This window comes from Pseudoalteromonas sp. TB51 (assembly GCF_000498055.1).
GTDB classification, from domain to species: domain Bacteria; phylum Pseudomonadota; class Gammaproteobacteria; order Enterobacterales; family Alteromonadaceae; genus Pseudoalteromonas; species Pseudoalteromonas atlantica.
Map to the genome: position 1 here is coordinate 21,719 of NZ_AUTO01000253.1, position 15,193 is coordinate 36,911.

The window sequence follows — 15,193 nt, forward strand, 5'->3', positions numbered from 1 at the left end:
TAGCCCCTTGTATAAGGGGCATTACAGGGTTTGGAGAGATTTCATGGCATTATGGGGCGGACGTTTTTCTACGGGTCCTGATGAGGCGTTTAAACAATTTAACGACTCACTTCCGTTCGATTATCAGTTAGCAGAGCAAGATATTATTGGCTCTGTGGCATGGGCAGGTGCGCTTGAGCAAGTAAATGTACTTACAAGCGATGAGCACACCAAATTGGTTGCAGCACTAAATGAACTGCTTGAAGAAGTAAAAGCAGATCCACAAGCAGTGGCAACCTCAGGTGCAGAAGACATTCACTCGCACGTAGAAGCTGCACTAATCGAAAAAGTAGGTGATTTAGCTAAAAAGCTACACACAGGCCGAAGCCGTAATGACCAAGTAGCCACTGACTTTAGATTATGGTGCCGCGATACTGCCGATCATTTGCTCGGTGCAATTGCTGCACTAAAAGCTGAGTTTGTGGCGTTAGCTGAACGCGAGCTGGGGACTATATTGCCAGGCTATACGCATTTACAGCGTGCTCAACCTGTATTGTTTAGCCATTGGTGTATGGCTTATGTAGAAATGCTAGAGCGTGATGAAAGCCGCCTACAAGATGCCAAAGCGCGCTTTAATTTTTGTCCTCTTGGCAGTGGCGCATTAGCAGGTACTGCCTACCCAATTGATCGCCAAGCTTTGGCGCAAGGCCTAGGCTTTACTGGCGCAACTAAAAACAGCCTTGATGGCGTATCTGACCGTGATTTTGTAGTAGAGCTTTTAAGCTGTGCTTCTATTTCTATGATTCATTTATCGCGTATGGCTGAAGATTTAATATTTTATAACTCTGGTGAAGCCGGATTTATAGAGCTTGCTGATAATGTTACCTCTGGCTCATCGTTAATGCCGCAGAAAAAGAACCCTGATGCACTAGAGCTTATTCGTGGTAAAACGGGCCGTGTATTTGGTGCGTTTAGTGCCATGATGATGACCTTAAAAGCACTCCCTCTTGCGTACAATAAAGATATGCAAGAAGACAAAGAAGGTCTTTTTGACGCTATGCCAACTTGGCTTGCCTGTATTCACATGGCGCAAGCGTGTATCAAAGGCGTAAAAGTAAACGGCGATAGAACACTCGCAGCGGCAAAAGGCGGCCATGCTAATGCAACAGAGCTTGCAGACTACTTAGTAGCTAAAGGTGTGCCATTTAGAGAAGGCCACCACATTGTGGGTGTACTTGTGCAGCTTGCTATAAGCGAAGGTAAAACCTTAGAGGAGCTTTCGCTTGAGCAGTACAAATCGGTTAATGACGTGTTTGAAGATGACGTTTACCCAGTACTTGAAATAGATGCCTGTATTAAAGCACGTCAAGCGCTTGGCGGTACATCTATTGAACAAGTTACTAAAGCGGTTAAAGAAGCCAAAAAAAAACAGCAAATAACGGTTCGTGATGCAAATTTAGATGATGTTGAAGATATTGCTAGGCTGATACAGCACTGGGCTACGGTAGGTGAAAACTTGCCGCGTGCTAAAAGCGACATGGTGCATTCAATTAACGAATTTGCAGTAACAGAAATAGACGGCAAAGTGTCGGGATGTGCATCGTTATACATTTACGACACGGGGCTTGCTGAAATACGCTCTTTAGGCATAGATCCACAAAGCGCGGTAACTGGGCAGGGTAGGCAGCTTGTAGAGCACTTATTAGCAAAAGCCAAAAAATTGGCGCTTAATCGCGTTATTGTATTAACCCGTGTGCCAGATTTTTTTGAACAGCAGCGTTTTACTTTTTGTAGTAAAGAATCGTTACCAGAGAAGGTAATGAAAGATTGCGAACTTTGCCTTCGTAAAGAAAACTGTGACGAAGTAGCAATGGAATATATTTTAAAGCCAAGTACACGTGCGGAGATCCCGTGTAAATACGTGGCTTAAATTCCCTGGATATAAAAAACGTACGGTTACCCCTGTGCGTTTTTTTATGTGTATAATGAACTGGTCAGATGAGCTTGGGGTGGTGTGCGAGATTTCACTTTAGCTATAAGGGTTAACTTAAGGCTTAGTGTGAATACAATAGCTTGTTAGCATATATTATGGGTATGTCAAAAAATCTTGGCACGCTGGTTGCTTTGTATAAGTCAGATAGCAAAATAGCTATCACTGCTTAAAACAGGTAATGCAATTACCTACATGATGGTGTGATTAAAAGTTGCGCCAAATAATATTAAAACTTATACAAGGATCAATCACATGCAAGTTTCAGCTAATAGCCAATTACAAATGCAAGCATACAATAAAACACAACAATTACAGCCTGCAACGGAACAAACTGCTAGCCCTAAAACCCTACAATCTGATACAGTAAGCCTCTCTCAAGAGGCGATGGCAGCTAGTATGGGAACTGAACGACAAGCTTCAATTTTACCAGGTGCTCCTAAACCAAAATAATAACTAAAGGTTCTTGATGTTTTTAACTGAGTTTTTTGGTCATTTTTCTTTGTCAGCTTTTACAATGTGGGCTTTTATGATGGCCTTTTTGTTTAACGTTTTTGTTTATTCTATTGGTAATAAGAGAAATACTACCCTTTTACTCAGTTCATTAATCATGTTTATTTCATACTCATCGTATGAGTACTTTTTAGATTGGTTGTCTATTTATGAATTAACTTATTTAGATTTAGCAATATACGATGGTTGCACTATAGCTGCACTTTTCATAGCGAAACATTTTATTAAAACAAGCTCTAGTTCATTGCTTTATTTAATTTTTGGATTGTCTACGAATCTTAGTTTAGCTTTATGTATGCAACTAGACACCTTTATTTTACGTAATAGTGAACCATGGTTTTTTTGGGATTTTTATACTTTCTCGGTGATTACTATCGATTTATTGATGGCTGTTTCTTTGATTGTAGATAGAGACTTTTTAGGTCTACACAAATTAAAAAGTAAGCTATGTGGTTTGTTTAAATCGACAAAGCCTCAGCCCACGACCTAGATTAAATGTATTTATCTGAAGCCCTAATGGATTATGTAGCGGCTTTCTCCCAATGGGGCTTTTTAATGGCCTTCCTCTACTGTCTAGTCTCCAGCATAAACAAAGAAAATAAGTCACCAGTTTACCTATCTGCGCTAATGCTCTGCTCATATATTTTTGGCAGCTATATAAGATTGTTAGATAACCTATATCTTAATTGGGCGTTCTACGATTTTATTACAATTGTAGCGCTACTCACTTTGCAGTACTTCAATGTTTTTAAACGTACCAAAGCTTTCCTGTTCCTCGTTCTGGCTTTAACTGCTAATGCCGTACTTACGTTGCTTTTGTATTATGACTTATATGTTCTATATAACTTTGAGCCATGGTGGTATTGGAGTGTTTATTCTATCGGCGTAAACGTAATTGATGTTTTAATGATGCTTTCACTAGTGGTTAACCAGCTAAAGAGTAATCGGCTTATTGAAAAGTTATAAGTGTGGCTGAACTTTAATAACGTGAGGTTTGCTGCATTTGTGGGGCTATTTATTGAGTTTTAGTTGCCAGGAGAGAGGGATGGTACTGACGAGGGTCAGATGAATTATGTTAATATTACTTATTTTTGCCTAACTACATAGTGTTTCAAACAACATGGCTATTATTGATGTAATCTCTAACTTCGATTTCGCTTATATATTAAGCGCTATTGTGCAGTGGGGGTTTCTCATGGCCTTTTTATACTCATTAGTATCTTCAATAAATAACCCCTTTAAAGGCTTTGTTGTACTTTCGAGTATTATGGCGATAGGTTATTTGCCTTGGATATTTACAAACTTTCAAACGGTTACTTATTTAGATTTTGCCCTTTTAGATATCGCTATTTTAGTTGCGGTGTATGTAACTCAGCGTTATTTTATTAAAGAGAAAACGACAGTTTATGTCTACTTAATCTTCGGCCTTAGCGTTAACACCTTTTTAGCCCTATGCATGTATCTAGATACCAATATTCTATATAATTACACCTACTGGTGGTTTTGGCGCTTTTATTCATCGGCTGTTATGCTTTCTGATTTGTGTATGATCGCCGTACTAATTATCAATAGAGACTTTTTAGGCTTAATTAAGCTTAAAAGGTGGCTTTTGCAGCTAGCATTTTAAAGACGAAGTATCGATACGTTTATGGCGATGAAAGTTATAGTTTGGATAAGTAAAATACTAAGCTAGGTGCTCAGTTAATGGTGTTGTTTATTATTTTTGAGGTGCTTATTATTAGCGTTTACTTTTAAGATGGATATCATCTCTTTTTTATTAGATGTGAGAATTGCCCATATAATCGGTGTGGTATTGCAATGGGGGTTCCTCATGGCATTTTTATATTCTTTAGTCTCATCTATCAATTCACGCTTTAAAGCGTTAGTTATACTTTCATCGATTATGGCTATTTCGTATTTTCCAGGTGTTTTGTTCAATTACCAAACCATTACTTACCTTGATCTCGCTATTTTAGATGCTATCACCATTGTGGTTTTAATTATTGCTCAATACTTTTATATTAAAGAGAAAACGGTTGCATTTATGTATCTTATGCTTGGGCTGAGTATCAACATGTGCTTTGCTCTAGGTATGTATTTAGACTCTTATATTTTACATAATTACACCTATTGGTGGTTTTGGGGGTTGTATTCATCAGTGGTGGCGATTTCTGATCTGAGTATGATTTTAGTGCTGTTTATTAATAAAGACTTTTTAAAAATTATTTATTTCAAAAACCTTATTTACTCGCTCTTTGCTAAGAAACCGCAATAGTGAATAATGTTCTAATCCCTCCTGAAGTGTCAGTTTATATCGGTGCGTTAGTGCAGTGGGGGTTTTTAATGGCCTTTTTATATTCACTAACAACTAGCATTAACAATCCATCAAAACAGGCAGTATGGCTATCTTTAGTTATGGTAGTTTCTTACTGCTTAAGTACAGTTATAGATATTTACAACATTAGTTACATAGAACTGTTTTGCTATGATGTAGGCACTTTATTTTTTATTTTATTTCTGCGGTATTTCCTACCTGAAAAGCGCATATCTACTTACTTATTATTTGGCTTGAGCATCAATTCGTTATTATTTTTAGCTATGCACATAGATGTGTTTGTACGTGGTAATTACGAACCGTGGTGGTTTTGGTCTTTTTATACGGTTGTGATTAATATTATGGATATCATCATGGTTAGTATTTTGTTCATTAAAAAGGATTTTTTAAGGTTAGTGCATGCTACTGATAAGTGGGTGAGCGGTGTTATGAGATTGAAGCAAAGTGGCTGATATTCTTTGGGGGCTGGTCGATTTAGGGTACAACGTAGGCGTTTTGTTTACGTGGTTTTTTATTCTTGCCTTTTTGTATAACTTATCGGCAAGTATTAATAAGTCAGATAAGAGCAGAGCACAGCTTTCATTTCTTATGATGGTATCCTACACAGCTAGTTTGTTTATGGACCCACTTATTGCAACGCCGCACTTAAACTATTTTTATCATGATGCTGTAACTATCCTGGTTTTACTTCTGTGGCGTAATTTCACCAAACAAACTATACCTACGCCCTTTTATTATTTAATTGTAGGGCTAAGCTTTAATGCCTGCTTATTTTTAGGTATGCATTACGATATCGAAGTGCGTGGCACATTGTATTATTGGTGGTTTTGGAATGTTTATGTGTTTGGCATGTATTTTACTGATTTATTAATGCCGTTGGTTTTAGTTGTTAATAAAGATATCTTAGGTTTAGTAAAGCTAAGTAATTATTTAACTACAAAGTTGAAGCGTTTCCGATATGCATAACCTGTTATGGGCGATGGCTGATCTTTATGATTACATAACCATTTTAATTACATGGCTGTTTGTTTTTGCATTTTTATATTGCTTATCTACAAGCATAAATAAGTCAGATAAAAGTTTAGCCCAAATATCATTTATTATGATGGCTTCATATACATCAAGTATGGTTATGGACCCGCAAACAGCCACACCTCACTTAAACCTGTTCTTATTTGATGCAGTTACCATAATCGCTTTGATGATATGGATGATTTTTTTATCGAAAGCTAAACCGATCGCTTTTTATTATTTAATCGTGGGGCTTAGTTTTAATGCGTTTGTATTTTACGGTATGCATTACGATAGTATCGTTCTTGGTAATATAGAGTATTGGTGGTTTTGGGGGCTTTATGGTATTGGGCAGCTTACAAGTGACTTAGTAATGGCATTGGTTTTATTTATAAATAAAGATATTTTAGGGTTAATAAAAGTCAAAAAATATCTCGTTAAAAAAATGGGTGCTTATTAATTCTCCAACATGTATTTATGGCATTGAGCACAGTAAATGACTACCTAAGTATTTTTATTACATGGGCTTTTGTAGTTCCATTTCTTTATAATTTTGCTTGTACAATAAACTGCCGCAATAAGCATATTATGTACATTTCTTTGGTGATGATGCTCTCTTATACGCTCAGCCTATTTATGTTCAAAGCATCATTTATCCTTACAGGCTCAATATATTTAGATTTAGTAATTGCAGATTTACTTACCATTTTCACGCTTGCTTGCCTCTCCTATAATTATAAACATGCTAACGCCACAGCCTATTATTATCTTCTTTGTGGTTTAACGTTTAATGCAACATTACACATGGCTATGCATTACGATTATGTGGTGTTGGTTAGTTATGACTATTGGTGGTTATGGGGGGTCTATGGGGTTGGCCAGTTTTCGAGTGACTTAATAATGGCAATAGTATTAATTATAAACAAAGATATTTTAGGCTTGGCAAAGCTTAAACGCGTTTTATTTAACCGCAATGAATTAGAAGCTATGGCTAAAAAGTAGTTAGGTATATTAGCGCACCTAAAGTGCGCTAATTGTGTTTATTTAGCTTGCGTCGCAGCCTAACCTTTGTTTTAAAGCATCCACTACAAGTGGGCTTACAAATTCGCTCACATCGCCATTATGNTGGCGGGCAACTTCTTTTACCAAGGTTGATGATATAAACGAGTTGCGCTCAGAAGGTGTTAAAAACACGCTTTCTAAATCTGGATTTAGGCGGCGGTTCATATTTGCGAGCTGAAATTCGTAATCAAAATCAGATACCGCTCTAATACCGCGAATAAGCACATCAGCTTTATGATCAAAAGCCAAATCGGCTAGTAAGCCTGAAAAGCCAATCACTTTTACATTACTCAAATGCCCTAAAATAGTGTTGGCTAAATCAACTCGCTCATCGAGGCTAAAGCACGGCTTTTTAGAAGGGTTATGAGCAATAGCAACAATAACCGTGCTAAACATTTTAGCTGCGCGCTGAATTAGGTCGGTGTGGCCGTTGGTTAACGGGTCGAAGGTACCAGGATAGATTGCCGTAACGTTCATAGATTTCACTAACTATTATTTTTTAAGTAGTCTATCAGTGTTTGTTCTACAAATCAGCCTAGGAGATCAGGTTGAGCTTTTATGTTTGATATTTAATCAGTAAAAGTGCTTTAAATGCGTTACTATTTTTTAAAGTGTAATTACGTTGCTTAGGCTTTGCGTTAGCTAACAGCACTACATTATTGCAAATGTCTGCGTGGAGCATAATCAGACTTCGTTTTTAAAATAGTAAATTATGATGGTATTTAAACCAGCCCGATTTGTTTATACTGCAAGGCTGATATTTAGTGTAATGTAGTTTATAAGTTAATTTGAGTCGTCGCATATGAATACTAAGGATAAAATAATACACACCAGTATTTCGTTATTTAATGAACATGGTGAGCGTGCAATATCAACCAATCATATTGCATCACATTTAGGGATGAGCCCGGGTAATCTTTACTATCATTTTAAAAATAAAGAAGACATTATCCGACATATTTTTGCGCTTTACAGCGAGCATTTACATACTCATTTTAAACCTATTGAAGCAAACGATGATGCGTTTGATCATTTAACTGCTTATTTAGATTCATTATTTGAGCTAATGTGGCGCTATCATTTTTTTTACGACAACTTAGGCGATATCCTCTCAAGGGATGAAAGCTTAAAACAAGCCTACATTGGTTTTCAGTCAACTTTATTAGAGCAGGTTCGCCAAGTTATTTTAGGCCTGCGCGATAACGAAATGATTGCCATAGAAGAGCAAGATGCGCTTGAACTTGCCCATACTCTTAAGCTAACCGTTAGTTTTTGGACTCCGTATATTAAAGCGCGTAGGCTCAGTGGTAATTTAGCTGAGCAAGATATTTATCATGGCATTTTAAAAGTATTAGCATTATTTAGGGCTTACAGCACCGAAAAAAGCATTCTTAAAATGAATCAGTTACGTGAAAAATACACCCAACTAGCAGAGCAAGCGCCAGCGCTTGCCTAACTGCTGTTAGTTGGTTAGTTCCTAGACGCAAAAATTTTTGCTATAATCGCGCGCCCAATGCCTGGGAGCGCGAATTCCCGCAGTCTAAGAGTGAACTATGCTTAAATTTATCGTCAAACTACATCCTGAAATTGCCATTAAAAGCCGTTCGGTACGTAAACGCTTTACTAAAGTGTTAGAAAATAACATTAAAATTGTATTGCGCCGTGTTGACGAAAAAGTACAAGTAAGAAACAACTGGGATAATATTTCTGTTGTAACTAAGCTTGATGATGCACAAACACGCCTAGACTTTATCGATAGCTTGCAGCGCATTCCTGGTATTGTGCAATTTATTGAAGTGACCGAAACTGACTTCACAACGCTTGACGATATCTATAAAAAAACCATAGACCTAGTAGGGCACACCATTGTTGGTAAAACGTTTTGTGTACGCGCAAAGCGTATTGGTCAACACGACTTTACTTCTACGGATTTAGAGCGTTACGTGGGTGGTGGTTTAAACCAGCACGTTGAAGGCGCTCGCGTTAAGTTAAGCCGCCCAGAAGTAACTATTCGCTTAGAAGTAAAAGACGATAAAGCCTACATAGTTACGCAAACTCACCAAGGTATGGCAGGCTTTCCACTGCCAACACAAGAAGACGTGCTTTCGTTAATGTCAGGCGGCTTTGACTCTGGTGTAGCAAGTTATCAGATGATCCGTAAGGGCGCTCGCACGCACTTTTTATTCTTTAATTTAGGTGGCGCAGCACACGAAATTGGTGTTAAACAAGCCAGCTACTACTTATGGAAAAAATTTAGCTCTACTCATAAAGTTAAATTTATCACGGTTGATTTTGAACCGGTTGTTGCCGAAATTTTAGAGAACGTTGAAAACAGCCAAATGGGTGTTGTGCTAAAACGCATGATGATGCGTGCTGGCAGCCAAGTAGCCGAAAAATTAAATATTCAAGCCTTGGTAACTGGTGAGAGTATAGGTCAGGTTTCTAGTCAAACCTTAGCTAATTTAAGTGTGATTGACCGCGTAACAGAAACCCTGATTTTGCGCCCACTTATTCAGCACGACAAACAAGAAATTATTAATATTGCCCGTAAAATTGGCACCGCAGAAATGGCCGAAACCATGCCTGAGTACTGTGGCGTAATATCTAAAAAGCCAACGGTTAAAGCTAAACTTGACGTTATTAAAGCCGAAGAAGAAAAGTTCGACTTTGATGTGCTTAATACTGTTGTTGAAAACGCTCGCATTATGGATGTGCGTGATATAGACGTAGAAGCTAAGCAAGAACTTAAAGAAGCTGAGTCGGTAGTTGATTTACCAGCGGGTGCAGTGGTTGTTGATATTCGCTCACCAGAGGAAGAGGATGCAGCGCCGCTTGAGATTGACGGTATAGATGTAGTGCATTTACCGTTTTTCCGCTTAGCGACTAAATTTGGTGATCTGCCAAAAGATAAGGATTACTACCTGTATTGTGAAAGAGGGGTTATGAGCCAGTTACAGGCGCTTATTCTTCATGAAGCAGGCTTTACGGGTGTAAAAGTTTACCGCCCGTAAAGGTTAACCGTAATTTAGAGCGTGGTTTATACCACGCTTTTTTTTGCCTTAATTTTAGCAAGTAGGGCATCGTTTAGCGGGGTGCTGATATTTAATCGCTTACCTTGTTGGCTAATATAGCCACAAATGGCGTCTATTTCGGTTTGACGGTTATGCGCTACGTCTTGATGCATTGAAGAGTAGTTTTCAGCGGTTAGCATCATAACGTTGTAAGCATTGTTAAGCGCATCGGCAAGTTTAATATCAAGCTTTAAAGCCTGAGCTACTTGGCATGCCTCAGTTAATAAATTAAAGATAATGCTATTAAAATAAGGGGCACGTAACTGACCATTTTTAATATCATACAGTGCGCTTAATGGGTTAATGGCAATATTTACTAATAGTTTTTCAAAACGTAGCTGCTCAATATTAGTACTGTAGCTTAGCTGCGGCACGTTTTGCAATTGTTCACACATTGCTTGGCGATAACTGTGCGCGCAAGGGTTGCAGGCACCTAATACGCTTTTACCTTCACCGGTGTGCTGTACTATAAAGTCGTTTGTTTTAAAGCCAGCCATGCTGGTGGTTAAAAAGTACAACGCTTGTCGCTTATCGAGTTGCTCATTGAGCGTTTCAACATTACCCATTCCGTTGTGCGATACAACAAGTACACTACTTGGCGATAAAAAGGGTTTAACTTGCGTAAAGGCCGATTGAACCTGAAAAGCCTTTACAGCAAAAATAACAATATCAAACGCGGGCTGTTCATTAATTTGCTTAAGCGTAATAAACCGCGCATTAATTTTTTGCGAAGGCTGTTTTGCTTTGCAATAAAAGCGTGTATTTGCAGTGGCTTTGCGTGTTAACACATGAACAGTGTGAGCTTTAGATAAAAAATGGCTTAGCAATAAACCAATAGCGCCGTCGCCAATAATAAGAATATTAGCCATAAGGGTTCTTTTTTCGAGGAGTAAAAATGGTTCTTAGTAAAAAGTACGTGGCCGCACCGGCAAAATCAGCAACAAAATCACCTAACGAGGCCTGCCTGTAGGGAAGCGCATCTTGCATTATTTCTATTGCTGCACCGTAGCCCGCAAGCAAGAGTACTTGCGTGTACAGCGGTAACTTAAAGGCTTTATCCATAATGATGGCAAGTATAAAAAATATCCCAAAGTGGGCAACTTTATCAACATGTGGAAATAAGTTCGTAACGCCGCCTTTTATTTCTTTGGCAAATAAGAGGGTAAACACCACAATACTAATCAAAAAAACTGCTTGGTAAACACGCCTTGTCACGATAAATCCTAAAACCGCTTAAAAAAGAGGCTGCAGTATATCAAACTAAATTAGTATCGCACCTGAACAACTGGCAGAAAAATGTAAAGATTTATAATTTTAGCGTTATAATCGGCGCATAAATTTAGATTTAATAGTTAGGAGAACCCAATGCCTTCATTTGATATCGTATCAGAAGTAGAAATGAACGAAGCTAAAAATGCAGTAGATAACGCAAACCGTGAGCTAGAAACGCGCTTTGACTTTAGAGGTGTTGACGCATCAATTGAGCTAAACGACAAAACAATTAAACTAAAAGCTGAAGCTGACTCACAAGTTATGCAATTGTTTGATATTTTAGCAGGTAAAATTTCTAAGCGTGGTATGGACGTAGCAAGCTTGGAGCTGCAAGACATCACTCGTGCTGGTAAAAACGTGTTTCGTAATGTTGCACTTAAACAAGGCATTGAGAAAGACATGGCTAAAAAAGTAGTTAAAGCCATTAAAGACTCAAAAGTAAAAGTACAAGCTGCTATTCAAGGTGAAGAAGTACGTGTAACGGGTAAAAAACGTGACGATTTACAAGCCGCTATGCAAGTCGTTCGCACTGCAGATTTAGGTCAGCCTTTCCAGTTTAAAAACTTTCGCGATTAATTAGCTAAGTGTCTTTAGTATTTTAAAGTGAAAATTTAAATGTGTGGTTATTGAATATATTAGCCACACATTTTACCCCGCCCTAATTACAGCCTTTACTTACTCGCAAGCCTAAACCCCTTTTACCTGTGTAAAATTAGTCCACTGTTATTCCATACTCTTTTAACGTTATTTAAATGCATTATTAAACCTGCTTATCACGCAGTTGCGTATATTAGGCTATTCTTAATATCAATATTACTTAATAGCGACTGTTAAAGGCTTTAAATGCTTAAGTTTTTTGTTTTTATACTTATTATTGCGAGCAGTAAGTTTAGCTTTGCCAAGCCAATAAATGTAGATGTGTTGGTAGAGGACGGTTACTTTCCAATTATTATTAATGCCGAAAAAGAGCAAGGGTTAGCGCCTGAGTTTGTAAAAATACTCAATGACTCTCAAAGCGAATATAAATTTACTCTTAACTCTTTGCCTGTAAAAAGGCTCAAAAAGTGGGTCGAATGGGGGGAGTTCGACATGTTGTTTTTAATGGCTATGCAATGGGTGCCTGAGGTAGCAAGAAGTGCCTTACAGGAAACGAGCTTTTATGTTATTGCTAAAAATGAGTTGTATACGCTGGCACAAAACGCCCAAAAGCAAAGCTATTTCGATGACTTACATGCTTTAACAAAAGCGGGAGTATTGGGGTATTCCTATCGTTTTGCTGATTTTAAAACCGATGCACAGTATTTAAGTGAAGAACACCAAGTTAGTTTAACAATCGATGAGTTTAACGTTGTTAAAATGCTGCTATTAAAGCGTGCCGATGTAGGGGTGTTAAATAACATAGCTTATCAATACTTTAAAAAGAACAACATTTTTAATATGAACCTGCTTTATAAGAGTAATACCCCAGATGCTATATACGATACTCATTTTTTAGTTAATCCTGCGCGCAGTAAAATTACGGTAAAACAAATGGATAAGCTTTTAAATTCGTCTGAAATAAAACCTAAAATCACAGCGCTTTTAAGTTCATACGGCGTAACATCCAGCTTTACTGAAAATAAATAATATAACCTTTAGCTATATAGACGTCCGTTGACATTTGTAAACAAACTGCTCACAATAACCGCCTATTTTCAAGGTGCTTGCTGGTTGCTAAATACAGGGTTTAAAGTATTAAAACTAACAGCGAGATAATCGGGAAGTTGGTGCGCCTTTATGACAAAAGCAATCCCAACACTGCCCCCGCAACGGTAAAGTATTAACGCATTTATGTGTTTACTGAGTCCGGAGACCGGCCTTGAAGTAATCTTACTTACTTAAATCTTTGCGGTGGGCAAAGATAGGGAACATCATGCTAAATAAAACAACTCTTGGCGTTGCTATCTCGGCTGCGCTGTCTTTTTCTGTATCTGCTGCACAAAGCCCAATTGAAAAAATCACTGTTACCGCTAATAAATTTGAACAATCAATAAATAATGTATTAGCGAGCGTTAATGTAATTGAACGCGCCGAAATAGATGCAAGCAATGTACGCGATTTACCGACCTTACTAAGCACACAGGTGGGTTTTCAAATTAATCCTAATGGTGGTTTTGGCCAAACGTCGGGCGTATCTTTACGTGGTACAGGTTCTGGCGATACGTTAATTTTAATTGATGGTGTACGCACGGGCTCAGCCACGCTAGGACAAAAAGCATTAAGTAACGTGCCGCTAAATAGTATTGAGCGAATCGAGATCATAAAAGGCTCGCGTGCAGCTGTGTATGGCTCAGATGCATTAGCTGGGGTTATTAATATAATTACGCGTGAAGCGAGCAATGTATCACTTGATGCCACATTTGGCTCTAACGCTTATCAAAACTATCAGCTTGCAGGTTCAGTAAAATCAGATGAAGTGGTTAGCGCATTTAATGCAGGCTTTGAAAAAACCGATGGTTTTGATGCATTACAAGGTATAGCGCCCGATGACGACAGCTATGAAAATAAAAACGTAGGCTTTAAAGTAAACTATGCAGATGCACATTACGGTAACTTTAAGCTACTAGGCCAGTACAGCGAAGGCTACGCGGACTACGATAGCAGCTTTAGCCCGGCTACGAGCACGGTTGAAAGAGGGGACTTTAAAAACTATCAACTGTCGGCGCAGTGGAGCAAAAACTACACTAACCAATCTCATGCTATAGATGTTGCTTTTGCAACCGATGATTCTGACAGCACATATGTGGACTCTTTTACCGGCGGGCCATTAACCAGTACATTTATTACTAAGCGCTCGCAAGTAGATTACAGCGGCCAATACCGCTTAACAAATGCGCTTAATATTAGCGGCGGCGTTAATTGGTATAACGATGATGTATCGCAAAGCTCGCAAGCATTTGATGAGGATAGCCGCGATGTATTAGCAGTGTTTGTTGGGGCTTATTACGACACCGACACTGTGCTTGCCAATTTAACTCTTCGCCAAGACGACGATGAACAGTTTGGTGATGAAACAACCTATACTGCGGCGGCCGGTTACCATTTATCTGAAAATTCAACATTTAGAATTAGTCAAAGCACAGGTTTTAAAGCGCCAACATTTAACGATTTATACTACCCAAATTTTGGTAATCCAGATCTCCAACCTGAAAAATCAATAAACCGCGAGCTTGGTGTAAATGTTAATTTTGACAGTGCACAAGTCGATTTTGCAATTTTTAGAAACGACATCGAAGATAAAATTGATTACGATGAAAACTTTGCGTTAGCTAATATAAACGAAGCTCGCTATGAAGGGGTTGAGTTTAGCCTTACACAGCAAATTTTAGGGTTTGATAGCCACTTTAATTTTGCATATTTAAGTGCCGAAAACAAAGAAACCGGCGATGAGCTACGCAATGTTGCCAAGCGCACTGTTAATTGGGAGCTCGCAAAGCAATTTGGTGATTTTGATGCTCGCATTGATATGCAATACCGCAGTGATCGCGAGGGGGCTGTAACGCGCCTAGGTTCGTATACACTTTGGAACCTAGCAGGTAACTATCATGTAAACGATAATATTGAGCTGTCGCTGCGTGTAGAGAACCTATTTGACAGAGATTACAATGTGGTTGACTCAAGAGCTGACTTTACAAGCGGTGAAGTGTATTACTACAACACCCCAGAACGCCGCTTTTTTGCCGGCGCAAGTTATCAGTTTTAATTGCGTTTTTTAATATACAAAAGCCCGATTTATATCGGGCTTCTTAATGTGTATTTATACCAATTCGCATTAATACTTAATCATTTTCAGGGGCTAAATGTGTCGCTATCTGCGTTAAAAAATTCTCATTTAGAACAACTAAATAGCGAATTTTTTGCCTTGCTATCAACACGTTTATCCATCCTCAAAATAGATCACTTAATTATGCGGATTGGTAT

At 38.3% G+C, this 15,193-nt stretch carries 17 protein-coding genes and 1 riboswitch; of the genes, 14 read left to right on the top strand and 3 right to left on the bottom strand.

The genetic code is table 11. From position 1 onward, the window contains the following. Positions 1-43: 43 nt before the first annotated feature. The 9 genes from argH (at position 44) to L650_RS0114850 (ending at position 6,830) form a co-directional block, all read left to right on the top strand. Complete coding sequence (gene argH / locus L650_RS0114805) at positions 44-1,909, top strand: argininosuccinate lyase (RefSeq protein ID WP_085065499.1); 1,866 nt, start codon at positions 44-46, stop codon at positions 1,907-1,909. Positions 1,910-2,224: 315 nt separating this feature from the next. Then, positions 2,225-2,422, top strand: a complete 198-nt coding sequence (locus tag L650_RS0114810) for a hypothetical protein (protein ID WP_029773586.1) — start codon at positions 2,225-2,227, stop codon at positions 2,420-2,422. A 16-nt stretch (positions 2,423-2,438) separates the two neighbouring features. Further along, positions 2,439-2,972, top strand: a complete 534-nt coding sequence (locus L650_RS0114815) for a hypothetical protein (protein WP_029773587.1) — start codon at positions 2,439-2,441, stop codon at positions 2,970-2,972. A 705-nt stretch (positions 2,973-3,677) separates the two neighbouring features. Next, entirely contained in the window at positions 3,678-4,109 is a 432-nt protein-coding gene (locus L650_RS0114825; RefSeq protein ID WP_085065502.1) for a hypothetical protein, read from the top strand. A 204-nt stretch (positions 4,110-4,313) separates the two neighbouring features. Further along, on the top strand, positions 4,314-4,757 hold the full coding sequence (locus tag L650_RS0114830) for a hypothetical protein (RefSeq protein ID WP_085065500.1): 444 nt from the start codon (positions 4,314-4,316) through the stop codon (positions 4,755-4,757). Beyond that, positions 4,757-5,269, top strand: a complete 513-nt coding sequence (locus L650_RS0114835) for a hypothetical protein (RefSeq protein WP_171044740.1) — start codon at positions 4,757-4,759, stop codon at positions 5,267-5,269. The genes L650_RS0114830 and L650_RS0114835 overlap by 1 nt, the downstream gene beginning before the upstream one ends. After that, on the top strand, positions 5,262-5,783 hold the full coding sequence (locus L650_RS0114840) for a hypothetical protein (protein ID WP_029773592.1): 522 nt from the start codon (positions 5,262-5,264) through the stop codon (positions 5,781-5,783). The genes L650_RS0114835 and L650_RS0114840 overlap by 8 nt, the downstream gene beginning before the upstream one ends. Next, positions 5,776-6,288, top strand: coding sequence for a hypothetical protein (locus L650_RS0114845; RefSeq protein WP_029773593.1), 513 nt, complete (start codon positions 5,776-5,778; stop codon positions 6,286-6,288). The genes L650_RS0114840 and L650_RS0114845 overlap by 8 nt, the downstream gene beginning before the upstream one ends. 17 nt (positions 6,289-6,305) lie before the next feature. Beyond that, positions 6,306-6,830 (top strand): hypothetical protein, encoded by a 525-nt coding sequence (locus L650_RS0114850; protein WP_223230586.1) that lies wholly within the window; start codon positions 6,306-6,308, stop codon positions 6,828-6,830. A 42-nt stretch (positions 6,831-6,872) separates the two neighbouring features. Here the strand turns inward: L650_RS0114850 and coaD are convergent, their stop codons facing one another. After that, a complete protein-coding gene (gene coaD, locus L650_RS0114855; RefSeq protein WP_029773595.1) occupies positions 6,873-7,367 on the bottom strand; it encodes a pantetheine-phosphate adenylyltransferase in 495 nt (164 codons plus the stop codon). A 325-nt stretch (positions 7,368-7,692) separates the two neighbouring features. Here coaD and L650_RS0114865 point away from each other — a divergent pair, with 325 nt between their 5' ends. Together L650_RS0114865 and thiI are read left to right on the top strand one after the other, a co-directional pair. Beyond that, entirely contained in the window at positions 7,693-8,346 is a 654-nt protein-coding gene (locus tag L650_RS0114865; RefSeq protein ID WP_004588522.1) for a TetR/AcrR family transcriptional regulator, read from the top strand. Between the two features lie 97 nt (positions 8,347-8,443). Beyond that, the gene (gene thiI / locus L650_RS0114870; RefSeq protein WP_029773596.1) at positions 8,444-9,901 is read left to right on the top strand and encodes a tRNA uracil 4-sulfurtransferase ThiI; all 1,458 of its coding nucleotides are present in this window, start codon (positions 8,444-8,446) and stop codon (positions 9,899-9,901) included. A 26-nt stretch (positions 9,902-9,927) separates the two neighbouring features. Here thiI and L650_RS0114875 read toward each other — a convergent pair whose 3' ends face one another. Together L650_RS0114875 and L650_RS0114880 are read right to left on the bottom strand one after the other, a co-directional pair. Continuing rightward, positions 9,928-10,830 carry a ketopantoate reductase family protein gene (locus tag L650_RS0114875; protein ID WP_029773597.1) on the bottom strand — a complete coding sequence of 301 codons (903 nt, stop codon included), beginning with the start codon at positions 10,828-10,830 and terminating at the stop codon, positions 9,928-9,930. Then, positions 10,823-11,176, bottom strand: coding sequence for a VanZ family protein (locus tag L650_RS0114880; RefSeq protein WP_004588519.1), 354 nt, complete (start codon positions 11,174-11,176; stop codon positions 10,823-10,825). Before L650_RS0114880 ends, L650_RS0114875 begins: the two co-directional genes overlap by 8 nt. A 150-nt stretch (positions 11,177-11,326) precedes the next feature. Between L650_RS0114880 and L650_RS0114885 the strand changes: the two genes are divergently transcribed. The 3 genes from L650_RS0114885 (at position 11,327) to L650_RS0114895 (ending at position 14,975) form a co-directional block, all read left to right on the top strand. Then, positions 11,327-11,809 carry a YajQ family cyclic di-GMP-binding protein gene (locus L650_RS0114885; protein ID WP_004588518.1) on the top strand — a complete coding sequence of 161 codons (483 nt, stop codon included), beginning with the start codon at positions 11,327-11,329 and terminating at the stop codon, positions 11,807-11,809. Between the two features lie 267 nt (positions 11,810-12,076). Continuing rightward, positions 12,077-12,859 (top strand): hypothetical protein, encoded by a 783-nt coding sequence (locus tag L650_RS0114890; RefSeq protein ID WP_029773598.1) that lies wholly within the window; start codon positions 12,077-12,079, stop codon positions 12,857-12,859. 86 nt (positions 12,860-12,945) lie between these two features. Next, positions 12,946-13,109, top strand: a riboswitch (cobalamin riboswitch). 36 nt (positions 13,110-13,145) lie between these two features. Beyond that, on the top strand, positions 13,146-14,975 hold the full coding sequence (locus L650_RS0114895) for a TonB-dependent receptor domain-containing protein (protein ID WP_029773599.1): 1,830 nt from the start codon (positions 13,146-13,148) through the stop codon (positions 14,973-14,975). The last annotated feature ends 218 nt before the right edge of the window (positions 14,976-15,193 follow it).